23 protein-coding genes are annotated in these 25,317 nt (G+C 44.2%); 19 read left to right on the top strand and 4 right to left on the bottom strand.

Features of this window, described 5'->3' with window-relative positions; genetic code table 11:
* Positions 1–41: 41 nt before the first annotated feature.
* Positions 42–2,159: a RelA/SpoT family protein gene (locus AC0L46_RS08720; protein WP_473502977.1), complete on the top strand. Its 2,118-nt coding sequence runs from the start codon at positions 42–44 to the stop codon at positions 2,157–2,159.
* Between the two features lie 42 nt (positions 2,160–2,201).
* Positions 2,202–2,588, top strand: coding sequence for a RidA family protein (locus tag AC0L46_RS08715; protein WP_347983602.1), 387 nt, complete (start codon positions 2,202–2,204; stop codon positions 2,586–2,588).
* A 62-nt stretch (positions 2,589–2,650) separates the two neighbouring features.
* Here the strand turns inward: AC0L46_RS08715 and AC0L46_RS08710 are convergent, their stop codons facing one another.
* Positions 2,651–3,502 (bottom strand): NAD-dependent epimerase/dehydratase family protein, encoded by an 852-nt coding sequence (locus tag AC0L46_RS08710; RefSeq protein WP_473502975.1) that lies wholly within the window; start codon positions 3,500–3,502, stop codon positions 2,651–2,653.
* A 161-nt stretch (positions 3,503–3,663) separates the two neighbouring features.
* On the opposite strand from AC0L46_RS08710, the gene AC0L46_RS08705 reads away from it, so the two are divergent.
* From AC0L46_RS08705 to AC0L46_RS08695, 3 genes are all read left to right on the top strand, one after another.
* Positions 3,664–4,569: a hydrogen peroxide-inducible genes activator gene (locus AC0L46_RS08705; protein WP_414682142.1), complete on the top strand. Its 906-nt coding sequence runs from the start codon at positions 3,664–3,666 to the stop codon at positions 4,567–4,569.
* 9 nt (positions 4,570–4,578) lie between these two features.
* Positions 4,579–6,660, top strand: a complete 2,082-nt coding sequence (gene recG, locus AC0L46_RS08700) for an ATP-dependent DNA helicase RecG (RefSeq protein ID WP_473502973.1) — start codon at positions 4,579–4,581, stop codon at positions 6,658–6,660.
* A gap of 153 nt (positions 6,661–6,813) precedes the next feature.
* Positions 6,814–7,488: a ComEA family DNA-binding protein gene (locus AC0L46_RS08695; RefSeq protein ID WP_473502971.1), complete on the top strand. Its 675-nt coding sequence runs from the start codon at positions 6,814–6,816 to the stop codon at positions 7,486–7,488.
* A 34-nt stretch (positions 7,489–7,522) separates the two neighbouring features.
* Here AC0L46_RS08695 and lrp read toward each other — a convergent pair whose 3' ends face one another.
* The gene (lrp, locus tag AC0L46_RS08690; protein ID WP_317005503.1) at positions 7,523–7,999 is read right to left on the bottom strand and encodes a leucine-responsive transcriptional regulator Lrp; all 477 of its coding nucleotides are present in this window, start codon (positions 7,997–7,999) and stop codon (positions 7,523–7,525) included.
* A 534-nt stretch (positions 8,000–8,533) separates the two neighbouring features.
* Here lrp and AC0L46_RS08685 point away from each other — a divergent pair.
* The 9 genes from AC0L46_RS08685 (at position 8,534) to phoR (ending at position 17,652) form a co-directional block, all read left to right on the top strand.
* The gene (locus AC0L46_RS08685) at positions 8,534–9,556 is read left to right on the top strand and encodes an amino acid ABC transporter substrate-binding protein (protein ID WP_414682139.1); all 1,023 of its coding nucleotides are present in this window, start codon (positions 8,534–8,536) and stop codon (positions 9,554–9,556) included.
* Positions 9,557–9,673: 117 nt separating this feature from the next.
* On the top strand, positions 9,674–10,849 hold the full coding sequence (locus AC0L46_RS08680) for an amino acid ABC transporter permease (protein ID WP_473502968.1): 1,176 nt from the start codon (positions 9,674–9,676) through the stop codon (positions 10,847–10,849).
* 10 nt (positions 10,850–10,859) lie between these two features.
* Positions 10,860–11,960, top strand: a complete 1,101-nt coding sequence (locus AC0L46_RS08675) for an amino acid ABC transporter permease (protein ID WP_414682137.1) — start codon at positions 10,860–10,862, stop codon at positions 11,958–11,960.
* Between the two features lie 22 nt (positions 11,961–11,982).
* Positions 11,983–12,762 carry an amino acid ABC transporter ATP-binding protein gene (locus AC0L46_RS08670; protein WP_347983611.1) on the top strand — a complete coding sequence of 260 codons (780 nt, stop codon included), beginning with the start codon at positions 11,983–11,985 and terminating at the stop codon, positions 12,760–12,762.
* Between the two features lie 95 nt (positions 12,763–12,857).
* Complete coding sequence (locus AC0L46_RS08665; RefSeq protein ID WP_473502966.1) at positions 12,858–14,129, top strand: HDOD domain-containing protein; 1,272 nt, start codon at positions 12,858–12,860, stop codon at positions 14,127–14,129.
* A 15-nt stretch (positions 14,130–14,144) separates the two neighbouring features.
* Complete coding sequence (locus tag AC0L46_RS08660; RefSeq protein ID WP_473502964.1) at positions 14,145–14,696, top strand: chorismate--pyruvate lyase family protein; 552 nt, start codon at positions 14,145–14,147, stop codon at positions 14,694–14,696.
* On the top strand, positions 14,693–15,547 hold the full coding sequence (gene ubiA, locus AC0L46_RS08655; RefSeq protein WP_473502962.1) for a 4-hydroxybenzoate octaprenyltransferase: 855 nt from the start codon (positions 14,693–14,695) through the stop codon (positions 15,545–15,547). The genes AC0L46_RS08660 and ubiA overlap by 4 nt, the downstream gene beginning before the upstream one ends.
* 84 nt (positions 15,548–15,631) lie before the next feature.
* Positions 15,632–16,327 (top strand): phosphate regulon transcriptional regulator PhoB, encoded by a 696-nt coding sequence (gene phoB, locus AC0L46_RS08650; protein ID WP_347983615.1) that lies wholly within the window; start codon positions 15,632–15,634, stop codon positions 16,325–16,327.
* Positions 16,324–17,652 (top strand): phosphate regulon sensor histidine kinase PhoR, encoded by a 1,329-nt coding sequence (gene phoR / locus AC0L46_RS08645; RefSeq protein WP_473502960.1) that lies wholly within the window; start codon positions 16,324–16,326, stop codon positions 17,650–17,652. The genes phoB and phoR overlap by 4 nt, the downstream gene beginning before the upstream one ends.
* Positions 17,653–17,719: 67 nt before the next feature.
* Here phoR and AC0L46_RS08640 read toward each other — a convergent pair whose 3' ends face one another.
* The gene (locus AC0L46_RS08640) at positions 17,720–18,568 is read right to left on the bottom strand and encodes a response regulator (protein ID WP_414682132.1); all 849 of its coding nucleotides are present in this window, start codon (positions 18,566–18,568) and stop codon (positions 17,720–17,722) included.
* Positions 18,568–19,296 carry a sulfate transporter CysZ gene (cysZ, locus tag AC0L46_RS08635; RefSeq protein ID WP_473507125.1) on the bottom strand — a complete coding sequence of 243 codons (729 nt, stop codon included), beginning with the start codon at positions 19,294–19,296 and terminating at the stop codon, positions 18,568–18,570. Before cysZ ends, AC0L46_RS08640 begins: the two co-directional genes overlap by 1 nt.
* Positions 19,297–19,636: 340 nt before the next feature.
* Here cysZ and AC0L46_RS08630 point away from each other — a divergent pair, with 340 nt between their 5' ends.
* From AC0L46_RS08630 to oppF, 5 genes are all read left to right on the top strand, one after another.
* Complete coding sequence (locus AC0L46_RS08630) at positions 19,637–21,247, top strand: peptide ABC transporter substrate-binding protein (RefSeq protein ID WP_473502958.1); 1,611 nt, start codon at positions 19,637–19,639, stop codon at positions 21,245–21,247.
* Positions 21,248–21,390: 143 nt separating this feature from the next.
* Positions 21,391–22,311 carry an oligopeptide ABC transporter permease OppB gene (gene oppB, locus AC0L46_RS08625; protein WP_473502956.1) on the top strand — a complete coding sequence of 307 codons (921 nt, stop codon included), beginning with the start codon at positions 21,391–21,393 and terminating at the stop codon, positions 22,309–22,311.
* Positions 22,312–22,320: 9 nt separating this feature from the next.
* On the top strand, positions 22,321–23,247 hold the full coding sequence (gene oppC / locus AC0L46_RS08620) for an oligopeptide ABC transporter permease OppC (RefSeq protein WP_473502954.1): 927 nt from the start codon (positions 22,321–22,323) through the stop codon (positions 23,245–23,247).
* 9 nt (positions 23,248–23,256) lie between these two features.
* Positions 23,257–24,255, top strand: coding sequence for an oligopeptide ABC transporter ATP-binding protein OppD (oppD, locus tag AC0L46_RS08615; protein ID WP_473502952.1), 999 nt, complete (start codon positions 23,257–23,259; stop codon positions 24,253–24,255).
* A gap of 2 nt (positions 24,256–24,257) precedes the next feature.
* Entirely contained in the window at positions 24,258–25,280 is a 1,023-nt protein-coding gene (gene oppF / locus AC0L46_RS08610; RefSeq protein WP_473502950.1) for a murein tripeptide/oligopeptide ABC transporter ATP binding protein OppF, read from the top strand.
* Positions 25,281–25,317: the final 37 nt, after the last annotated feature.

Below are 25,317 nucleotides of genomic sequence, written 5' to 3'. Positions count from 1 at the left end.
CACAACCGTCGCACTTCTACTTTGCCTTTGTGAGGTGAGCGATGTATACCATTGAAGATTTAGCACTGACACTCAGTCAGTACTTGCCTTACGACCAAGTTGCCAAGGTAAAACGCGCTTACTATTACGCCGAACAAGCCCATGATGGCCAACGACGTAAAAGTGGCGAACCTTATGTCACCCATCCTCTCGCTGTCGCCGAAATTCTCTCTGAACTTCGAATGGATTGTGATGGACTGACGGCAGCACTTTTACATGACGTCATAGAAGATACCGGCATCAGCCGCGAAGCACTCACTGAACAGTTTGGTGAAGGTGTCGCAAGCTTGGTAGATGGCGTTAGTAAACTGACTCACCTTGAGTTCAATAACCAGCTCGAAAAACAAGCTCATAACTTCCAAAAAATGGCCATGGCCATGGCAGATGACATTCGAGTGATCTTGGTTAAATTAGCGGACCGCTTACATAATATGCGCACATTGGACGCCATGCCGGCCAATAAAAAGCGTCGTATCGCCCGCGAAACCCTAGAGATTTACGCGCCAATTGCAAACCGTTTAGGTATGTACAATGTGCGTGTTGAGTTGGAGTCTCTTGCCTTTCAAGCTTATTACCCGATGCGTGCTCGCATGCTACAACGGGCCATCCATAAAATGTATGGCCAGCAACGCATCAAAGACACTCAAAAGATTGAAGATACGATTCGATCAGAGTTGGCAGCAGATTATATCGAAGCCAGCATCAGTGTTCGTGAAAAGCACATTTACAGTATTTACCAGAAAATGGACAAAAAGCGCCGTTCATTGAATGAAATCATGGACGTTAATGGTGTTCGCATTGTGACTGATCGTCACGATAGCTGTTACCGCATATTGGGCGTTATCCATTCTCTCTTCAAACCAATTGAAGGCCGCTTTAAAGATTACATCGCTGTCCCTAAATCCAATGGCTACCAATCGCTTCATACCACTGTTTTGGGTACGAATGGTATTCCAATGGAAGTGCAAATACGCACCGAAGAAATGGATCTCGTCGCCAATAACGGCATTGCGGCTCATTGGGCTTATAAAGCTAATGGCACCTCCAACACGCCAAGTAATCATGACCGTGCGACAAAATGGGTGAAAAGCCTACTCGAAATTCAGCAAAAAGCGCGCAACCCTGTCGAGTTTGTCGATAACGTGAAAAGCGATCTGTTCCCAGATGAAGTGTATGTGTTTACGCCAAATGGACAAATCATTGAGCTTCCTTCTGGTGCCACTCCGGTGGACTTCGCTTATGGCGTTCACACTGAGATAGGCAACACCTGTATCTCCTGTCGCATTAATCGACGCCTTGCGCCATTAAGTACTCAACTTGAAAGTGGCCAAACAGTTGAGATCATTACCGCAAATAATGCTCAACCAAATGTGGCGTGGCTAAGCTTTGCGATTACAGGCAAAGCCCGCACTAACATTCGTCACTATTTGAAAGACAAACAGCGTGAAAACGCCATTTCTATTGGTAGTCGCCTACTCACTCGCTCATTGAATGCGTTCAAAACCAATATTGACGAATTGACCTCAGAGCAAATTACGCAGGTATTAGAAAACCACCAGCTGACATCTATGGACGACTTATTAGAATCCATTGGTAAAGGCCGCCATGTGGGCTACTTGGTTGCCAGAGAGCTATTCCCAAATTTTGATGAAGAAACCTTAGTAACGCCTAAATCCTTTAAGGTAAACGGTTCCGAAGGCATGCTTATTTCTTATGCCAAATGTTGTGCGCCGATACCAGGTGACCCAATTGTCGGTTACGTCCAAGTGGACAAAGGCATCATCATTCACCATTTGAATTGCCCGAATGTTCAAGACCACTTATCCAGCCCTGAGCGCTTTATTCACATGGCATGGGGCAAGGAAATCGAAGAAGAGTTGCATATCAGCTTGATCGTAAGTTACATCAATGAACGAGGTGCCGTCGCCAAAATTGCCAGCTCGATCAGCGATACCGATTTCCAAGTTTCAAACTTAGACATTATTGAACGTGGCCGAGTCAGCCGTTTACGCTTGAACATTACCATTTCCAGCCGTGTTGGTTTGGCCGATGTTATGCGCCGAATCAAGGCCGTACGTTGTGTCGAAAAAGTATCACGCGAGACGATAGTGGGGCGCTAAACAAGTCGCTCTTATTCAACATTTCAAAATAGGATATTGATTATGCCAAAACAAGTTGTTCACACAGAAAACGCACCTGCTGCTATCGGTCCATACTCTCAAGCCGTTCGCGCCGGAAACACAGTTTACCTTTCTGGCCAAATTCCTTTGGTTCCAGAAACAATGGAAGTCATCAGCGAAGACATCGTTGAGCAAACAACACAAGTTTTCAAAAACCTACAAGCAGTTTGTGAAGCAGCAGGCGGTTCATTGGAAAACGTGGTTAAGTTCAATATTTTCATGACAGATCTAGGCAATTTCGCAACAGTTAACGAAGTGATGACTCAATTTGTTAAACAACCATACCCAGCTCGTGCGGCTATGGGTGTTCGCGCTTTACCAAAAGGCGTACAAGTTGAAATCGAAGGTATCATGGTGCTAGAAGACTAATCTCTTCAACCTATTGAAAACCATAAAGAGAGGCCTTTTATCGGCCTCTTTTTTTATGTCTATTAAGACAGGTTGCTCTCGTTTTTATATTCAAGCAATAGACTTTGATAACCAGAAACATAGCTAGGATAACGAGGTCGCCAGCCCTGCGACAAAAGATACTGACCTTGAATTCGCTTCCCTGACGCTGGGATAAAATCATGACTATTTTTGATCGCTGGCGTAACACCTAAACAGGTTGCAAGCCATAACTTCACTTCCCACATAGAAACAGGCGTTTGATCTGTGACAATTACTTGATTAGGTAAGGCTTTTCCAGCGTCAGCACATTGAGCCAAAGTCACCAAAGCAGACACAACGTCATCGCGATGAATGCGATTCGTCCAACTGTTCGCCCCCCAGTCTTCGCCACTTTCTATTTTCTGTAGTAATCGAAAACGCCCTGAGCCATAAATCCCTGAACAGCGAACGGCCACAGTCGGAAATACCGAAGTGAGCGCCAACTCTGTTTCTCGAAGAACGCTCGAGGTCGCTGACTTAGGCTGCGCAAGCGTTGTTTCATCAATCCACTCACCTTGGCTTTCACCATAAACACTTGTACTGGAAACAAACAATACTTGCGGCGGCTTACTTTGTGATTGATATCTACGAATCAACACCTTTGCGGTATCCAAATAGGCGGTTCGATACGCTTCTTCCGTTCGCCCTTTAGGCGTCATGATCAAAAAGATGATATCGGCATCAGGGAGAACACTGTCTTCCATCGTCACCAAGTCACCAGTAATACCTGTCATGCCCGCAGGGAATTCCACGCCTGTTCGACGAATACCAATAACATGATGACCTTTCGAAACAAGCTCATGACCTAGCCCTGAACCTAAATCACCACAACCAGCGATCAGTATTGTTGCCATTTTCCCCTCCAGAGTGATGATTGATGCCTTCGCGTAACATTTAATAACACGGGATGAATCAAGAAATGTTCAGTAATAACAGAATCAACGAGTATACTTTATTGAATGGTGTATTATCATAGCTATTAACAATGAATCAGCCTACTTTAAAAAGGTGAGTTATGACATTAACGGAATTGAAATACATAGTAATGCTGGCGGAGAAAAAGCATTTTGGACAAGCAGCAGAGAGCTGCCATGTTTCACAGCCAACGCTCAGTGTTGCGGTAAAAAAGCTGGAAGACGAGCTGGGTACCGCTATTTTCGAACGCAGTAAAAGTTCGGTGTACATCACGCCACTTGGCGAGCAAATCATTACTCAAGCAAAGCGCGTTCTCGATCAAGCAAACATGATCAAAGAACTGGCCGCGTCTGGTAAAAATCAGCTAAAAGGGCCATTAAAAGTCGGTGCTATTTTCACTATCGCTCCTTACCTTTTCCCTTTTATGATTCCGTCTTTGCATAAGATTGTGTCTGGCATGCCGTTGTCAATTGAAGAAGATTTAACAGAAAACCTTCGACCAAAACTGCGTAACGGCGAGTTAGACGCCATTATCGTCGCTTTGCCTTTCCGCGAGCCTGATGTCGTAACACAACCTATTTACGAAGAAGAGTTTGTTGTGCTCATGCCGAAAGGACATCCTTGGACCAAGCTAGAGAACATAGAAACCGATCAGCTATCTACAGACAATCTTTTGTTACTAGGCAAAGGCCATTGCTTCAGTGAGCAAGTTTTAGAAGCCTGCCCTATTGTGACGGAAAGTGAGTTTGATGATGGCCGAACTGTCGTCAATGGCAGCTCGCTAGAAACCATCCGCTACATGGTGGCGTCTGGCTTAGGTGTCACCGTTTTGCCAAAGTCGGCTGTCACCAATATCGATCATGAAATGCTGGAAGTTCGACCTTTCGCTTCGCCAGCGCCGAAACGCACGGTAGCACTTGCATGGCGAGCGAGTTTCCCTCGTCCAAAGGCCATTGAAGCCGTAAGCCAATCTATTCGTGATGCTTGCAAACAATTAAATCTGTAGGAAGCTCAGATGATTGACGGTTTAGATGCACAGGATGTGCGAGAACTAAAAGGAGTGGGAGATGCAATGGCCGAAAAGCTGGCTAAATTGCATCTGCACACAGTACAGGATTTACTGTTCCACTTGCCTATTCGTTACCAAGACAGAACCCGTGTGGTGCCAATCGGCCATTTACGTTTTGGCGACGAAGCCGTTATCGAAGGCCAAATGACTGGCTGCGAAATCAAAATGGGCAAACGCCGTAGTTTGCTCTGTCGGATCAAAGATCACACCGGCACGCTTTGCTTACGCTTTTTCCACTTTTCTGCGGCGCAAAAAAAACAGCTTGAGACAGGCAAACGCATTCGCTGCTTTGGTGAAATTCGCAGAGGAAGCACTGGTTTTGAAATCTATCACCCTGAATACAAAGTCATTGGTGATGATGAAACACAGGAAGAGTCCGCGCAGCTCACGCCTATTTACCCTCTTACGGAAGGCTTGACCCAAACCAAGATCCGCCAACTCTGTGAGCAAGCGTTAGAACGCCTAACGCCTTACAATTTACGAGAATGGCTTCCTGAAGAAATTCGTTCACAATTCAGTTTGCCACCATTGAGCGATGCAATCTTGTTTCTGCATCATCCGTCTCGTGAAGCTGACTTAGAACAACTACGCTCCGGCTCTCATCCAGCTCAATATCGTTTGTCTTTTGAAGAACTCATGGCGCATCAACTCTCGCTCATCGGCAAACGTATCAAGGCAAAGCAAGACGTTTCAATCAAGGTGCCAAATGCAGGTGAACTAAGCCAAGCTCTTTTGAATCAACTGCCTTTTTCACCAACCAATGCCCAACAACGCGTTTTTCACGAAATACTGGCGGACTTAAATACTGGCCATCCAATGTTACGCTTGGTTCAAGGGGACGTAGGTTCGGGCAAAACTTTAGTAGCAGCCTTAGCTGCCGCCTCCGTCGTGCAAGCCGGTTATCAAGTTGCCATTATGGCGCCAACCGAAATCCTCGCAGAACAGCATTACATAAACTTCTCCCAATGGTTTGAGCCTTTAGGTTTAAAAGTGGCATGGATGATTGGCAAACTAAAAGGAAAGGCGCGGGAAAAAGAGCTGGCAGATATTGCCTCTGGCGAAGCACAAATTGTTGTTGGAACCCATGCTCTCTTTCAAGACACTGTTGAGTTCGATCGTTTAGCCTTAGCAATTATTGATGAACAACATCGCTTTGGTGTTCATCAACGAATGGCATTGCGAGAAAAAGGTATGAAACACGGATTTCAGCCTCATCAGTTAATCATGACGGCAACGCCCATTCCTCGCACATTAGCCATGTCTGCTTATGCGGATTTGGATTGCTCAATCATCGATGAATTACCGCCAGGACGAACACCTGTAAACACGATTGTGGTGTCAGACCAACGCCGACAAGAAGTCATCGATCGAGTGAAAAGTGGCTGCGAGCAAGGCAAACAAGCTTATTGGGTCTGTACTTTGATCGAAGAGTCAGAAGCCCTGCAATGCCAAGCAGCCGAGGACACAGCGCTCTTACTGCAAGAGCAATTACAAGGCTTGTCCATTGGTTTGGTGCACGGAAGACTAAAAGCACAAGAAAAGGCCGATATTATGGCCAAGTTCAAAGCAGGTGAGATTCAGCTTTTGGTGGCAACCACTGTCATTGAAGTGGGTGTTGATGTTCCAAACTCGAGCTTAATGGTCATAGAAAACCCTGAGCGTCTGGGCTTGGCGCAACTTCATCAATTACGAGGGCGTGTGGGCCGAGGCCAGGCCGCCAGCCATTGTGTTCTGCTCTATAAATCACCATTAGGACAGCAAGGGAAAGAGCGCCTTTCTACTATGCGAGAAACCAGTGATGGATTCAAAATTGCTGAGAAAGACCTTGAATTACGTGGACCAGGAGAACTTCTAGGCACGAGACAAACTGGCTTGTGGGAGTTCAAAGTAGCGGATTTGCAAAGAGACAAGAGTCTATTAGATGATGTGCAACGTGCCGCTTCGATTCTATATGCTCAATATCCTGAAAGTATTTCCCCACTTCTGTCGAGGTGGCTACCCAATCATGACCAGTATTTAAACGTATAACACTCACTCTGAAATACACACCTTTCCCCATCGCTAGCCCTGTCGCTATTGGCTTTATATTTGCTTAGATATGTTCAAGATATCCCCATAAAATCTATCGAACTGGGTAGTTTCTTACATTCTGTTCAAGCCAATTCATCTCAAGGAGCTGGTATGTCTTTTTTAGAACAAGCAAATCAAGGTGCAGAATTATCAATACAAGGATGCGGTTACAAAATAGAAAACGACCGAGTGATGATTTCTGCAGACTTTATTGGAAGCAATAGAGATGAACTGAACATGAGCGGCACAATTCAAATCGCCTTTAGTGCCCAGAACCAACAAAACAGAGAATCTCAAAGCGTACTTCTAGCTTCCACAACGATAGGAGAATTAAGAGGGCAACACTTCCTGAGCGACTGCTATTACGACCTGCTCTTTCAACATCCTCCCACGGGAACTTGGCAGCTCTCATTACAATTAAGGGAATGGGATGGTTTAGAGTACGCACTGATTGATGAAGTGTTTTTCGACTTCCTCTATCAGACCCAAGCCATGTCTGATGCAGCAGATGCCTACAGCAGTGAGCATGAAACTAACACAATAGAACCTCAAATAACCTCTCCAAAAGAATCCATTACCCACTCCAAGTTTGTAGATTCAGGCGACGGACATTGCCTTATCAATAAAATAAAAAAAGCAGAATTAAGAGCGGTAAAAGGGATTCCCAAAAAAGCACTAGAGAGGATTATTACAGAGCGCCCTTTTCAATCTGAAAGAGCGATTATTAACGTCAAAGGAATGGGGCCAAAAATGCTGAAAAAACTACTAGAACAGCTCTCAAGCTAAAAGGTTTAAGGAAATGCAAAGCACGCAGGCAGGATTATGGGATATTTACAACCGTCGTGCTTTTCACTTCTTCCATTGCGACATAAGTTCGAGACTCGCGAACGTGAGGCAGAGTCAGCAATGTTTCACCTAAAAGTAAACGGTAGGAGTCCATATTTGAAACGCGTGCTTTTAAAAGATATTCAAAGTCGCCCGCGATCAAGTGACATTCTAAAATCTCTGGAATTTCAGCAACCGCTGTTTTAAATTCATTAAAGCCTTCAGGGGAGGTTGTTTTCAGTCTAATTTCAACAAAGACCAACAAACCAGCATCCACCTTTTTCGGATTTACCAAAGCACAATAACCCGTAATGTAACCTGTTCGCTCTAAACGGCGAACACGTTCCAAACAAGGAGTGGCACTCAACCCAACACGGCTCGCTAGTTCTACATTCGATAAACGGCCATTTATCTGTAATTCACGAAGTATTTTTTTGTCTAAGCGATCGAGTGGTTTTACTGAGTTATCCATTTGACACGGATCTCCTTACGTAACGTAGCTTCAATTAATGCCTAAGTCTATCATGCAGATTGCAAATTATGGAAAGAGCTTTATTCAATATATTTAGTAAGGGTATAGCAATAAATCCAAAAACAAGCACCAGAATTAAGCAAAAAGTCGTCTCTGCTACAAAATGGAACATTTAAAAAAAAATCTCGCACCACTTGTGAACAATAATTAAGCGATTAGCCTAATCCCCCGAAAACTAACGCTTTACAGAAAAAATAAATATCAAAGACATAAGAATTACATTCAGAAATACGCAAAAAAAGTGCAGATTACGTGTAGCATATAATTTTTTCTGCTTGACTATGGCGAAAAAGAGTAATTCTATAGATGCATGTAGTGTCCTTTGTAGAGGAATCATCTACATATATCTGACAATAAGAAGAATAGAATGTTGGCACTAAGTTTGCTTAATAAACACTACAGATAATATAAATCTGACGTTAAGTTCAGCAATATAACAACATATGTAAAAAAATGCCCGGGAGGCTTAATATAATGAAATCGAATGTTAGTAAAATACTATCTACTGCAGCTGTTGCAGCGACTCTAAGCACAGCAGCGACTGCAGCTACACTAGATGACGTTAAATCTAAAGGCTTTATCCAATGTGGTGTTAGCCAAGGTGTTCCAGGCTTCTCCAACGCAGATTCTGAAGGTAACTGGACTGGTATCGATGTTGACGCTTGTCGTGCAGCAGCTGCAGCCATTTTTGGTGATGCTCAAAAAGTAAAATTCACTCCTCTATCTGCTAAAGAGCGTTTTACAGCTCTACAATCTGGTGAGATCGACGTTCTAGCTCGTAACACGACTTGGACTTACACTCGTGATTCATCTCTAGGTTTAGACTTCACAGCTGTTAACTTCTATGACGGTCAAGGTTTCATGGCTCGTAAAGATCTAGGCGTTGAGTCTGCTTTGGATCTTGATGGTGCAACAGTATGTACTGAGCAAGGTACTACAACTGAATTGAACATGGCTGACTTCTTCCGTAAGCACAAATTGTCTTACGTTCCTGTTGTTGTTCAAAAAGCAGACGAAGCACTAGCTGCTTACGCTTCTGGCCGTTGTGATGTATTCACTACAGATAAATCAGGTCTTGCTGCTCACCGTTCTAAGCTTGCAGATCCAAGCGCTCACATGATTCTTCCAGAAACTATTTCTAAAGAGCCTCTAGGCCCTGTTGTTCGTCACGGCGACAACCAGTGGAAAGATATCGTAACTTGGGCAATGTTCGTTCAGGTTAACGCTGAAGAAATGGGTATCACTTCTGAAAACGTTTCTAAAATCAAAAGTGAAACAAACGATCCAGGCATCAAGCGTCTTCTAGGTTCTGAAGGTGATATGGGTGCTCAACTTGGTCTTCCTGCAGACTGGGCTTACAACGTTATTTCACAAGTAGGTAACTACGGTGAAGTATTCGAACGTAACGTTGGTCCATCTACTCCAGTTGGTCTTCCACGTGGTATTAACAACCTATGGACTGAAGGCGGTGTAATGTACGCGCCACCAGTACGTTAATTATTAATACCTAGAGCAACCTGCTTCGGGTATTTATTCAGCGGCGATCTTTCATCGCCGCTGAATTTCTCCCCCTTTCTTACACATCTGACGAGCATTCCATTTGCCTGAACTAAGATGAGCGATAAAACAACTTCAAGTAACAAAAGCCTTTTGCATGATGCAGGCACCCGTGCCTTGATCTTTCAAATAGTGCTTCTAGCCGTGGTCGTTTTCGTAGGTTATTACCTATTCAGTAACTTACAAGCCAACCTAGCTAATCAAGGTATTTCCACTGGTTTTACATTTCTAAATCAGCCAGCCGGATTTCCCATCCTTATTCATTTGATTGAGTACACAGAAGCAAACTCTTATGGTCGTGCGTTTGTTGTTGCTTTAATCAACACTGTTGTTATTTCCCTAATGGGGATTGTGTTAGCAACTGTCATTGGTGTCATCATGGGTGTTGCCCGACTGTCGAAAAACTGGCTAGTCGCACGTTTAGCAACTGTCTATGTTGAAACCTTGCGTAATATTCCATTACTACTGCAAATGTTCTTTTGGTACTTTGCGGTACTAGCGGCGCTACCTGCACCTCGTAATAGTTATGAGTTTGCAGACTTCCTATTAAATAAGCGCGGTATTTACTCTCCTAACCCTATTTTTCAAGATGGCTTCGGTCTTGTAATCGCTGGCTTTATTTTGTCTATCGTTGCTTCTATCGCCGTGATTATCTGGGCTAAGAAGCGTCAAACTAAAACGGGCGTTTGGTTTCCAGCCTACTGGACTTCTTTAGGATTGATTATCGGGATTACCTTTTTATCCCTTGCTATTGCAGGCTTTCCAATAGAGTTCGATTTACCACAAAAGAGTCGCTTCAATATCACAGGCGGTATGGTTCTACCTCCTGAGTTTGTCGCTGTTCTTGTGGCTTTATCCACCTACACTGGCTCTTTCATTGCTGAAATCGTCCGTGCAGGTATTTTGTCTGTTAACTGGGGACAAACAGAAGCGGCAAGATCTTTAGGCTTAAAAGACAATTTGACTCAGCGTTTAATTGTATTGCCTCAAGCATTGCGCGTTATCATCCCACCATTAACTAGCCAATATTTAAACTTAGCGAAAAACTCTTCGTTAGGTGCTGCTATTGCCTACCCTGAACTGGTTGCTGTTGTTATGGGTACGACGCTAAACCAAACAGGTCAAGCGATAGAAACCATTGGTCTTTGTATGCTTGTTTACGGTTCATTGAGTTTATCTATCTCTATGTTCATGAACTGGTATAACAAAAAAATGTCATTAGTAGAGCGCTAGGAGGCTAATCATGGCTATTATATTTAAACCATCACCAAGCCTCCCACCACCAGTTAATTCGGTCGGTGCAGTGGCATGGGTTCGTCAAAATTTATTGTCGTCCCCTCTTAATATTTTCCTGACACTGTTTAGTGTTTATGTTCTATACCTCTTGCTTCCACCAATTATTCAATGGGGCATTATCGATGCAACATGGACAGGTGAATCAAAAGCAGCTTGTACTGGCGGCGGTGCTTGTTGGGCATTTATAGGGGTTTACTTCGAACAGTTTATGTATGGGTTATACCCATCAGAAGAAACATGGCGTATTAATATTGCCTTGATTCTATTGGTGGTAATGGTTGGTGCTTTCGCCATTAAATCTGTCAATAAACTCTATTTATCCATTGGGATTATTGTTGTCTATCCTATCATTGCCTACTTCTTGTTTGCTGGTGGTGTACTTGGGTTAGAAGTTGTTGAGACTTCTCTATGGGGTGGCTTATTCCTAACGACTCTTTTGGGTGTCATTGGTATTGTTGCTTCACTTCCTCTGGGTGTCTTACTGGCTTTAGGCCGTCAATCAAACATGCCGATTGCTAAGTCGGTTTGTATTGTATTTATCGAGACCATTCGAGCGGTTCCACTGATCACTATCTTATTCATGGCCTCCGTTATGATTCCATTGTTCCTACCTGATGGTATGAACTTTAATAAGCTAATGCGTGTATTGATTGGCATTACCTTGTTCTCTGCCGCTTACATGGCCGAGGTAATCCGTGGTGGCTTGCAAGCTATTCCAAAAGGTCAATATGAAGCCGCTGATGCAATGGGATTATCTTACTGGCAGTCAATGGTTTTGGTTATCTTGCCACAAGCACTGAAGCTCGTTATCCCTGGTATCGTGAACACTTTTATTGGTTTGTTTAAAGATACAACCTTGGTTTATATCGTTGGTATGTTTGACTTACTTGGTAGGATTCAAGCAGCAACACATGACTCAAGCTGGTTAGGTACAACAATAGAAGGTTATGCCTTTGCTGGATTCATTTACTGGGCGGCCTGTTTTGGTATGTCTCGCTACAGTATGAGAATCGAGCGTAAGTTAGAAACTGGGCACAAGCGAAATTAGTTAAGAATTTGAGGTCTATATAATGTCAAATACAAATATGGCTCGTGCTCAGCTTGCGCAGGGCGAAGAAGCAATCATCGAATTTAACGATGTAAACAAATGGTACGGTGACTTCCACGTATTAAAGAACATCAATTTCAGCATTAAAAAGGGTGAGCGTATCGTTGTATGTGGCCCTTCTGGTTCAGGTAAATCAACTATGACGCGTTGTATCAACCGTCTAGAAGAGCACCAAAAAGGAACCATTCTGGTTGATGGCGTTGAAATGAACGATAACCTGAAGAACATCGAAGCGATCCGCAAAGATGTTGGTATGGTTTTCCAGCACTTCAACCTGTTTCCACACCTAACCATTTTGGAAAACCTAACTTTGGCGCCAATTTGGGTACGTAAAACACCAAAGAAAGAAGCTGAAGAAATGGCAATGCATTACTTGGAGCGTGTAAAAATCGCTAACCAAGCATTGAAATACCCAGGTCAGCTTTCTGGTGGTCAGCAGCAACGTGTGGCGATTGCTCGTGGCTTGTGTATGCAGCCTCGTATCATGTTGTTTGATGAGCCAACCTCTGCACTTGACCCTGAAATGATCAAGGAAGTATTGGACGTTATGATCCAATTGGCAGAAGAAGGTATGACAATGGTATGTGTGACCCATGAAATGGGCTTCGCAAAAACCGTTGCCGACCGTGTTGTGTTTATGGATGCCGGCGAAATCGTTGAAGCCAATGAGCCAAATGAGTTTTTCAACAATCCTCAGCATGATCGTACTCAAAACTTCCTAAGCCAAATCCTAAATCATTAATTCGAAACTCGAAACTTCGTTTTAAAATCTGGTATATTGGCAAAAGCCCCGACGAGGGGCTTTTTTATGTCTGATAGTTTTAATCGAGAACCTTTATGGAAGCCTTACCAGACCACCAACAAAGTCAGAGAATACGAGTGGTGCATTTAGCAGATCACTCTGGTCGTTTGCAGGTTCTTTTCCCTGAAAGCAACATGCTCGATATAGCTGCTGTATCACGCATTACAAAACGTCGTTTGGAACCCGTGGCTCACTTTCATCCATCGGGCGATGCTCTTATAAAACCCAACAGCGTAATGACGATTATAGAAAGCAGCATATTGGAAAATGACCAAGCTTTCCTTATCCGTACCAAAGCCGGCGGACAATACCGAGAGATCACAGGAAACCAATTAAAAGAGCTGTTTTCAGGCCCACTTAACCGCTTTGAAAGCATTTCTATTCACACTTCTGCGATCAACAAACCAACCGAGAATCACGAAAATGACGAGGAGCAGATTCTTCAAGCGCTTGGTAAATTTCAATCAATACGACTCAAGCAACGTTTGGAAGAAACATTAGAGATTCCGCCTTTGCCCGCGTCTTCCCATCGAATCATCAAACTTTCCTCGGATAAGTCCGCAGGAACAGACGAACTATGCGAAGTCATTGCATTAGACCCAAGTTTATCTGCACAGGTCGTTAGCTGGGCGTCTTCTCCTTACTATGGAGCACCGGGGTCGATTGAGTCTGTAGAGGATGCCATTATTCGCGTTCTCGGCTTTGAAATGGTGATGAATTTAGCGCTTGGGTTATCAATGGGTAACGCTTTTAAAACGCCTGAAGAAGGGCCTCGTCATTATGAAGATTTCTGGTTAGATTCTGTTTCAAATGCCGTGCTTATGGAATCCTTAGTAAAAGCGATGCCAATTAAAGATCGCCCAAAGCTTGGACATGCTTACTTAGCAGGCTTACTACACAATTTCGGATTTCTTGCGATAAATGCTATTTTGCCACCTCATTTTTCCATTCTATCTCGCTACCAAGAAGCTAACGCGCATCTGGCAGCAGAGTTTACCGAAATGCACATACTGCATTTTAGCAAGGAACAACTGGCGTCTTGGCTACTGCGTTATTGGAGCTTGCCAGACAATATTTGGATGGCCATCAGATACAGCAAAAAGCCTCATTATTATGGAGAACACGCCATATTAGCCAAACTGCTCTACGTGACTTATCAGCTCCGTCACGAAGCCGATATTGAACCTGAAGTGCTCAATGAAATAGGCTTAACACTTGAAGAAGTCGAAAACTGCGAAAAAGAGGTTTTCAAAAAATCAGCCGAGTTGCATAAAATGGCGTCTTTAATTAACAAGATAAATGCCTAGCTTATTATGACCTTGATGAATCAATCCGCGACCTTGCAGTTTGGCTATCGATGGGCGCCTGTGCATAGGGTCAACAAGGTAAAAGTGCCAACCACTCTTTGGCCTTGGCTGATTACCAAAGCCTCTTTGACAGCCAAACTACAAACGCTGGGAGCACTAACGGTTGAAGTACTTGAAGACACTTGGGGAACGCCAACAGCACGAGAAAGGCGTCGGCTTGGCTTGCGCCCTCGTGAAGCAGCTCGAATTCGCACTGTCTTATTAAAGGTTGATGGTGTCAGTGTTATTTATGCGCGTTCAATTATTCCAGCCAAGTCCTTAAAAGGTCATTGGCGACAAGTAAAGCACCTTAAAAACAAACCGCTAGGTGGATATTTATTTAAGCACAGAGCGCTTTTTAGAAGCGGTGTCGAAGTCACACAACTGCCTAAACAAATGTTTCCAGATCAATCCAATACCGTATGGGCGAGACGTTCTGTTTTCCAACAATACGGTGCGGGAATCTTGGTCAACGAAGCCTTCTTTGATGATATCAACCAACTAAAATCACCATTTGGTTTTATATGAATAAATTGAAAGTTTACCTAGAGCTAACGCGATTCGATCGCCCTATCGGGTCTTTGTTATTGATGTGGCCAACATTATGGGCGCTATGGCTCGCCTCTGATGGTATGCCTGATTGGCACCTCGTTGTTATATTCATTTTAGGCGTATTTAGTATGCGCTCTGCTGGCTGCGTAATTAATGATTATGCCGATAGAAAAGTAGATGGCAGCGTTGAGCGTACCAAGAATCGACCATTGCCTTCGGGTCGCGTATCTGCAAAAGAAGCTCTCGCGCTTTTCGCAGTACTTTGCACAGTAAGCTTTATTTTAGTTCTTTTCACTGACGTTCGAACCATTTTATTGTCATTTGTCGGATTAGGCCTTGCTGCACTTTATCCTTTTATGAAGCGATATACTCACTTACCTCAGCTGTTCCTAGGTTTGGCTTTTTCTTGGGCAATACCTATGGCGCACAGTGCTCAAGGCGGAGACTTAAGCGACCCTATACTTTGGATGCTGTTCGTTGCCAACTGCTTCTGGACGATCGCATACGATACCTATTATGCGATGACAGACCGCGAAGATGACCTCAAAGTCGGCATCAAATCGACAGCCATCTTATTTGGGGAGCACGACTTGCTTATCATTCTTTGTCTGCAAGGTCTGACTTTGTCTCTCTTAACTTGGGTCGGGTTACTGGCTGGATTAGGTTGGCCGTATTTTATTGCCCTTGTGTGTTGTGCAGGGTTATTTTATTTGCAATTTAAGCAGGCTCGGAGCCGTGATAAAGCCGCCTGCTTCCGATCATTTCTAGACAATAACCGCATTGGCTTTTGTCTCTTCGTTGGTCTAAATTTAAGCTATTTTCTGTAATATATGGCAAAGTTGTGACATTTTAACCAAACTGTCACATTTGGCGGCTTTAATAAAACCGTTCCTGAGATGAGGGTAGATCCTGTGACCGGTAAAAAAGTATTAATTATTGATGACGAGTCTTCAATACGCGAAATGATCGCGATTGCTCTAGAAATGGCAGGCTATGAATATTTAGAAGCCGAAAATATTCAGCAAGCCCACGAAATTATCGTCGACCATCGACCAGATTTAATTCTTGTTGATTGGATGATGCCTGGCGGCAGTGGGATTGAACTCACTCGTCGCTTGAAGAAAGACAACACAACGGCTGAAATTCCAGTCATCATGTTGACGGCGAAAAGTGAAGAAGACAACAAAATACAAGGCTTAGAGGTTGGTGCGGATGACTACATCACTAAACCTTTCTCTCCTCGTGAATTGGTCGCGAGATTAAAAGCCGTATTACGCCGAGCAACACCTCAAGGCATTGATGAACCGATTGAAATTGAAGGGCTAATGCTAGACCCTATCAGTCAACGAGTCACAATAGGGGCTCGCCCTTTGGATATGGGGCCAACGGAATACAGATTGCTAAAATTCTTAATGACACACCAAGAACGCGCCTACTCTAGAGCACAACTTCTAGATCAGGTTTGGGGTGGTAATGTCTATGTAGAAGAACGCACCGTTGATGTTCATATTCGTCGTTTACGCAAAGCCATTGGCAGCTCTCACGACTCCTTGATACAAACCGTTCGAGGAACAGGCTACCGATTCTCAGCAAAAAGGTCCGCATGAAAAACATTTGGCGAAATACCATACTAAGTTGGCTGTCAGGTCTTGCAGCTTGCATTGTCATTGGCCTGATCATTGGTCAGTTATTAGGGGTATTATTGCTGTATGTTTTAGGGTCTTTGTATTGGCAGCTGTACCAGCTTTATCAATTCCATAGCTGGTTACGCTATTCCAGTAAGGCGTCACCTCCGGAAGCCAGTGGCATTTGGGGAGACGTTTTTGATGCCGTTTACCGTTTGCAGAAAAAGCAACGTAAATCAAAACGTCGAATGCGCCAAGCATTAACGCGAATCGAAAGCTCGACGACCGCCTTAAAAGAAGGCGTGATTATGGCGGACAACCAAGGTAATTTAGAGTGGTGGAACAATTCTGCAGCTCACTTCTTTGGTCTTATGCGCCCTGTAGACCGAGGTCAGATAATCACCAACATCGTTCGCAGTCCGGAGTTTTTCCGCTATTTCTCACAAAAACGTTTTGGGGAACCACTGGTTATTAAATCCCCTGCAAAAGAAGGCGTTTATCTGGAAATACAAACAACACTGTACGATAAAAACGATCACCTTATTTTTGTCCGTGATGTCACTCGCTTACATCTTCTTGAACAAATGCGAAAAGACTTTGTCGCCAACGCCTCTCACGAGCTCAAGACACCTTTGACTGTAATTAAAGGTTATTTAGAAACCCTCGACATGTTTAAAGACAGTCTGCCGAAAAGCATGCAAAAAGGCATAGTGAACATGTCTGAGCAGTCTGAGCGCATGGAGCACCTTATTGAAGACTTGCTTCTTTTATCTCGCTTAGAAAGCGATGAAAAACGTGAAGAGAATCAGTGGCACAAAGTCTTAGACATTGTGCATTCGATTCAAAGTGCCGCGGAATCCATTGTGACTGAGCAGCACATCATCTCAGTCAAAATTCCTGCTGAAGCTTATGTCTACGGTTCTTACAAAGAGCTGTATAGCGCTTTTTCTAACCTAATCGTAAACGCCATCAAGTACTCACCGGATGGCGGCGAAGTGGAAATTAAATGGGAATCTAGCCATCTCAATGGTGTATTCTCTGTAAAAGATGCTGGTTTAGGAATAGACCCTAGACACATTCCTAGGCTCACTGAACGCTTCTTTAGGGTAGACAAAGGAAGAGGTTCAAAAACTGGAGGAACAGGCCTTGGGTTAGCCATAGTGAAGCATGTGTTGCTACATCACGATGCTAAGCTTCAAATCCGCAGCCAACCAGGTCATGGCAGTACTTTTTCCTGCTATTTCCCAGCCAACCGAACACAACATGAGTCTGTCTCGACTCTCATTTTCAAAGGCAATGAAAGCTAAGCTGCCTACAAAAAAATAGGGAAGCCATTTGCTTCCCTATTTATTACCTAAACACCTTCACGCCCGTTTATAAGCTGTTAAACAGTTGTGCGATAAAGTCTTCTTTTTCCTTGTCTTGGTCGATTAAGCTCAAGGTCACGGTTAAGAAGGTTGAATCATGCTTCTTCTCTGTCGTAGACACTGATTGCACATAATAGTTTAAACGGTTCACTGCGCCTTTATGCTCCAAATCCAACACGGCTTGCCCTAATACCTGAGGCACCACATCGTCACTTTTAATCAACATAGTGGCTTCTTGCTTGCTAAATTGAATGACCATGCAACGAAATTGCTTTTCCTCGAATCGAACAATCGTCGGCAGCTTCACATCTTTCACGGTCACAACTGGGTCGTCAGGGTGAGTAAATTTCGTAGCCTGAATAGGTTGGGTAGACTTCCCTGCCCCCATTAAGACATCAATCGAAGCGGAAGCCACGCCTTGGTTTCCAGAACTCGCTTGGCGAGGCTGTTGTGACACTAAGCGACCTTCCAACTTATGCTTCTTCGCAGCAGATATTACTTTGTTGATTAATTGCTCACCTGAAAACGGCTTACCAAGATAGTCCGTTACGCCCGCTTGTACCGCTTCAACAACATGACTTTTATCACCACGACTGGTAATCATGACAAACGGCACATCAGCTTTTTGATATTGTGGCTGTTCGCGACACCACCTTAGCAACTCAACGCCCGTCATCTCAGGCATTTCCCAATCACACAGCACCATATTGAATTGCATCTTGGTTAATAATTGCTGTGCTTTTCGGCCATTAATCGCGTCTTCAATTTCAACCGCTGGAAATTGTTTGCGCAAAGTTCTACGGATCAAGTCTCGCGTAAAAGATGCGTCATCAACTACTAGTATTTTCAGTGCCATCACAATATTCCATTCGTTTTATCTAGCAAGGCAGAAAAGTCGCCATGCTCATTTCTAAAAGTGGAAACCCACAACAAGGTTGCCGCAACAACCGCAATGGGCATCATAAACAAATTCAACAAAGGAATTGCTAAACCAACCATGACAACACCGCCAAAAGTCCAGCACAACAAAGGCTTGGAGCGAAGAGCTTGTCTCATGTCGCCAAATTTCACCTTGTTGTTATCAAAGGCGTAATCCATAAACTGCAAAGCGAGCATCCAAGCAGAAAACAAAAGCAACAACACAGGCGCAATAACATTCACAATGGGTATAAAGGACAATAGCAGCAATAATAAAAAACGCGGCAGGAAATACAGAATTTTCTGACATTCCCTTTGTAAGCTACGCCCTATGATTTTCATTACCACACTTGGCGTTAACTCCTCGTCAAAAGTCTTACCGGTTTCTTTTTCCTCTACTTTTTCTGCTAAAAAAGCCATAAATGGCGAGGCCAGAATATTAATGCCAACAGAAAAACTGTAAAAAAGCAGAACACTGATGACGGCACCAAAGATCAAATAGAACAACCAATTCAGAAAAGAAAACCAATCTGGCACATAATTCATAGCCGAATCCAACAAGCTTTGAAAGTAGCTAAACGCAAGCATGTAAATCAACCCCATTAAGGCAAAATTGGCCAACAATGGAATCAAAATGAATAACCTCAAATCTCTCGAGAGAAGCAAAGGAATGGCTTTTAAAAAAGCGCCTACGGCTTTAAAGGGCTGGGTAATCAAAGTACAAATTGCCTTTTAGTAAAGTAAAAAACACAGAATATCACGGAGACTTTCTGGCCTCCACAAAGCATCACTCAATAAGGTAAATGACTTATTTTGGCATGTATTCAAACCATATTCTCCTCGTCACATAATCACGGCAAACAAAAGTGACCTTTATTAGACGCATAACCTGATACGGAATTTCGATTGTGACCTTTAGGTAATTGGTTAACTATGAAAACGTCAGGTGAATACACATAGAACACCTAAATCATAAAAAACACTTCAAATAGGGAACACACACAAAATGAAAAAAACATTACTTGCCAGTGCCATCATGGCCACCACATTATTCACAACCTTCTCTCAAGCCGCTGACGTTCCAGCAGGCACTCAACTTGCTGCAGTACAAGAAATCGTTCGTGGTGGTGGCTCAGAACCAGCAACATTAGATCCACAAAAAATTGAAGGCACGCCAGGTTCACTTCGCGCAGCGGATCTTTTTGAAGGTTTATACAACCAAGATGGCGACGGCAATCTAGTTCCAGGTGTTGCCAAGAGCTACACAGCGAACGCAGACAACACAGTTTATACTTTCACCTTACGCCAAGATGCGAAATGGTCAAACGGCGACCCAGTCACCGCGCACGATTTTGTTTACGGCTTCACACGTGCCGTTGACCCAGAAACCGCCTCGCCTTATGCATGGTTCATCGAAATCCCTTCTATCGTCAATGCTTCTAAAATCATTGCAGGCGAAGCAGAACCAAGCACATTAGGTGTAAAAGCCATCGACGATTACACTTTCCAAGTGAGTCTTGAACGCCCTGTTCCTTACTTTGTAAAAATGACCTCACACCAAACTATGTTCCCTGCGCCAAAAGCCATCATTGAGAAATGGGGAAGCGATTGGACAAAAGCCGAGCACATTGTTTCTAACGGCGCATATAAAATGGACGAATGGGTTGTAAACGAGAAGATGGTGTTTTCCCGCAATGAAAACTATTGGAACGACGACAAAACTGTCATCAATAAAATTACTATTTTACCGATCGAATCACCAAACGCAGAATTGAAACGCTTCCAAGCAGGCCAAATGGACCTAAGCTACGAGCTACCAAACGATCACTTCAAGCAACTTACTCGCGACATACCAGATCAAGTCGTTGTGACACCTCAATTAGGCACTTACTACTACCAGTTCAACACGACGAAAGCGCCTTACAATGACGTTCGTGTGCGTAAAGCCCTTTCTTACGCTATTGATCGAGATGTCATTACTAAGTTTGTTGCAGGCACAGGTGAAATTCCGGCTTACTCTTTCACACCAGAAGTAGTCAATGGTTTTAACCCAGCGACACCAGATTACGCCACTTGGACGCAAAAAGAGCGTAACGAAAAAGCCAAAGCCTTGTTAGAAGAAGCGGGCTTTTCTAAGAACAATCCACTGTCCTTTAAACTGCTTTACAACACCAATGAAAACCACAAGAAGCTTGCCATTGCCATTTCTTCCATGTGGAAAAAAACTTTGGGCGTTAACGTAACACTGGAAAACCAAGAGTGGAAAACCTATATCGAAACGAAGAAACATCAGCAATTTGATGTAGCTCGTGCAGGTTGGATTGGTGATTACAACGAAGCCTCTACCATGTTGGATCTATTGACTTCCTCCCACGGTAATAACGACGGTAAATACAGTAACGCAGAGTACGACAAGTTATTGAACGAAGCGAAAACAAGCCACGATCCTTCTGCGAACTACAACAAAGCCGAAGAAATCGCCATTGCTCAAGACATGGCGGTCGCACCTATCTACCAATACGTGACTAAGCGTTTAGTAAAACCTTATGTAGGCGGTTACTTCCCTAACCCTGAAGATAAGATTTACACCCGCGACATGTACATCATTAAGCACTAAATCACTTTAGTCAGCTTATTGGAGACAAAACCAAGGTTCTGCCTATGCCCTTTAGGTAGAAGCAGAACTTTGGTTCTTCTTGATCAGTAAATAGGTCGTCAATATTAGCGCGTCTTCGTTACGCCTAGTTCGGTAAGAATTTTATGTTTACATTTATTTTAAAGCGCGTGCTGGAAGCCATCCCAACGCTGCTTGTGTTAATTACAGTGTCTTTCTTCTTGATGCACTCTGCACCAGGAAGTCCGTTCTCCAGTGAACGCACTCTTCCACCCGAAGTGTTGGCAAACATTAATGCCAAATACCATTTGGATGAACCTGTTATAAACCAATACTTTTATTATTTAGGCGGATTATTACAAGGCGATTTAGGCCCTTCTTTTCGATACAAAGATTTCACCATCAATGAGTTGATCGCGCAAAGTTTCCCTGTTTCTGCAGAAATTGGTATTTGGTCATTCATTGTCGCCTTGCTGATTGGTGTCGGCTGTGGCGTGATTGCCGCCTTACGACAAAACTCGTGGATCGACTACAGCGTCATGGGCTTTGCCAACCTTGGCATCGTGCTACCCAACTTTGTATTGGCTCCTTTGTGTATTTTATTTTTCTCTATCTACAATCATTGGCTACCACCGGGCGGTTGGAATGGCGGCGCTTGGCCTTACTTGGTGATGCCTGTAATCGCCATGTCCACCAGCTACATTGCCCAAATCGCCCGTATCACCCGCGGCAGCATGATTGAAACAATGCATTCCAATTTCATTCGTACGGCAAAAGCAAAAGGCTTACCTAAGCATCGCATTATTCTCCAACACGCTTTACGCCCAGCTATGTTGCCTGTGATTTCTTATCTTGGGCCTGCGTTTGTCGGCATTGTGACCGGCTCAGTGATTGTAGACGTGTATTTTGGCACAGGTGGGATTGGCCAACATTTCATCAATGGCGCATTAAACCGTGATTATTCCATGGTCATGGGCGTGACAATTCTGGTCGGCACCTTAACCATTCTTTTCAACGCCATTGTCGATGTTTTATACGCCGTCATCGATCCGAAAATCCGTTATTAAGGCCTCATTATGATTACCAACAAAGACAAAGTTCAGGCCGTTGAACAATTCGCCCAACAGGTGGTGGAAGTAGAAGGCCGCAGTTTATGGCAAGACGCCCGTCGTCGCTTTTTCTCTAACCACGCAGCCGTTGTCAGCCTCATCGTGCTTGCCTTGATTACCGCGATTGCACTCTTAGGACCTTTCCTCAGCCAATGGCATTACGAAGACATCGATTGGGAAGCGCTGTCTGATATTTCCGTATTAGGCCGCCCGAACATAGAAAACGGTCACTATTTTGGCACCGACACATTGGGACGCGATATTTTCGTACGCACCATGCAAGGAGGCCAAATTTCCTTATTGGTGGGTGTTTTAGGCAGTTTTGTTGCCATTGTGATTGGCACGCTTTATGGCGCCACATCAGGTTATCTTGGCGGGCGCGTTGATAGCGTGATGATGCGCTTTCTAGAAATCCTAAACTCATTTCCTTTCATGTTTTTCGTGATTATTTTGATGACGTTATTTGGTCGTCAAATATTCCTTATCTTCGTCGCCATTGGCGCGATTTCTTGGCTCGACATGGCTCGAATCGTTCGTGGGCAAACGTTGAGTTTGAAAAACAAAGAATACATAGAAGCCGCTTACGCTTGTGGTGTGTCGACACCAAAAATCATTTTACGTCACATCGTGCCAAACGTGCTTGGCATTGTCGTGGTGTACGCCACGTTATTGGTACCAAACATGATCTTGCTGGAATCTTTTATCAGCTTCTTAGGCCTTGGCGTACAAGAGCCAATGACAAGCTGGGGCGCATTGATTTCAGAAGGCGCGCAAAACATGGAGATCGCCATCTGGCAACTGGCTTGGCCATTAGGCTTCCTTGTGGTGACCTTGTTTTGCTTTAACTTCCTCGGCGACGGCTTACGAGACGCGCTTGACCCGAAAGACCGCTAAGGAGGATTTATGTCATTAGCCACAGAGTTACACACGGCAGAGCCATTACTGGAAGTCGACAATTTACAAGTAAAATTCGCCACGCCAGACGGCTTCGTCACCGCCGTGAACAACTTAAATTTCGCCCTTGCACAAGGAGAAACCTTGGGCATCGTTGGTGAATCCGGCTCAGGTAAAAGCCAAACGGCTTTCGCGTTAATGGGGTTGCTCGCGAACAACGGCATCATAGAAGGCGAAGCGCGTTTCGAAGGCAGTAATATCTTATCTTTGAACGAAAAAGCCATGAATCGCATTCGCTCAAAAGACATCGCGATGATTTTCCAAGACCCAATGACCTCATTGAACCCTTATATGAAGGTCGGCAAACAATTAATGGAAGTCTTGATGCTGCACAAAGGCATGAGCAAAGCGGACGCCTTTGAAGCGTCCGTCCACATGCTAGACGCGGTAAAAATGCCAGAAGCGCGCAAACGCATGAACATGTATCCACACGAATTTTCTGGCGGCATGCGTCAGCGTGTCATGATTGCTATGGCGTTATTGTGCCAACCTAAATTGCTGATCGCAGATGAGCCAACCACGGCGCTAGATGTGACGGTTCAGGCGCAAATTCTTACGTTACTGAATGAGCTCAAAGACGACTTCAATACCTCCATCATTATGATTACGCATGATCTTGGTGTCGTCGCTGGCTTGTGTGACAAAGTACTCGTTATGTACGCGGGGCGAACCATGGAATATGGCTCTGCGGAAGATGTGTTTTATCGCCCAACGCACCCGTACACACAAGGTCTGTTAAACGCCATTCCTCGTTTAGACAACGAAGGCAGTGTGTTGGCGACCATTCCAGGAAATCCTCCAAACTTGCTGAACTTACCTTCTGGTTGCCCTTTTGAAGCGCGCTGTGAATTTGCCAAAGAGCGCTGTGTAAACATCGCGCCAAGCCTCGAAACCTTTGCCTCAGGGCAAATGAGCGCTTGTCATAAAACAACTGAAGGCTGGGCATAATCATGACAATTGAACACACCGTTGCAGAACAAAACAACAACGTATTAATGGCAGTGAAAGACTTAAAAGTCCATTTCAACATCAAATCAGACAACGCATGGCCATGGGAAAAAGGCCAAGCGCTAAAAGCCGTTGATGGCGTAGATTTAACCATTTACGAAGGGGAAACTCTTGGTGTCGTAGGCGAATCTGGTTGCGGAAAATCTACTCTAGCCCGAGCGCTGCTTCGTCTTGTGCCGATTACAGAAGGCAATGTGGTTTGGCTTGGACAAGACTTAACCAGCCTTGATAAAAAGCAAATGCGCGACAAACGCCAAGAGCTGCAAATGATTTTCCAAGATCCACTGGCGTCACTTGATCCTAGAATGACAGTGGGCGACATCATTGCAGAGCCACTGAAAACCTTTAAACCAGAATTGTCCAAAGAAGACATCAAAAACGAAGTACGCCAAATCATGAACCGCGTGGGCTTATTACCCAACGTGATTAACCGTTATCCACATGAATTTTCTGGCGGCCAATGTCAGCGAATTGGGATTGCTCGCGCGTTGATTTTAAAACCCAAGTTGATTGTGTGTGATGAGCCCGTTTCCGCATTGGATGTGTCTATTCAGGCGCAAGTGGTGAACTTGCTCAAAGAGTTACAAGAAGAGATGAACTTGTCTTTGGTATTCATCGCACACGATTTGAGTGTAGTGAAGCACATCTCTGACCGAGTGTTGGTCATGTATTTGGGCAACCCTGTTGAGCTGGCCAGTAAAAAGTCTCTCTATGACAACCCTCAACACCCTTACACGAAAGCCTTGATGTCGGCGGTGCCGGTTCCAGATCCAAAAATCGAGAGAGGCAAAACCATTCAGCTACTGGCTGGAGACTTACCCTCTCCTATTAATCCGCCATCTGGCTGTGTATTTCGTACACGTTGCCCTCATGCAAACGAAACCTGCTCGACCAAAAAACCTTTGCTCAGTGCATTTTCTGACGTGCATCAGGTCGCTTGCTCTCGCTTAGAAGAGCTTACTTAGTCACACACTCTCTCTTTAAATCTAAGAAAGTAAGCCG

Source organism: Marinomonas sp. 15G6-16, assembly GCF_055809555.1.
The sequence above is the reverse complement of the archived record's forward strand: the minus strand, read 5'-3'. Positions and strand labels throughout refer to the sequence as shown.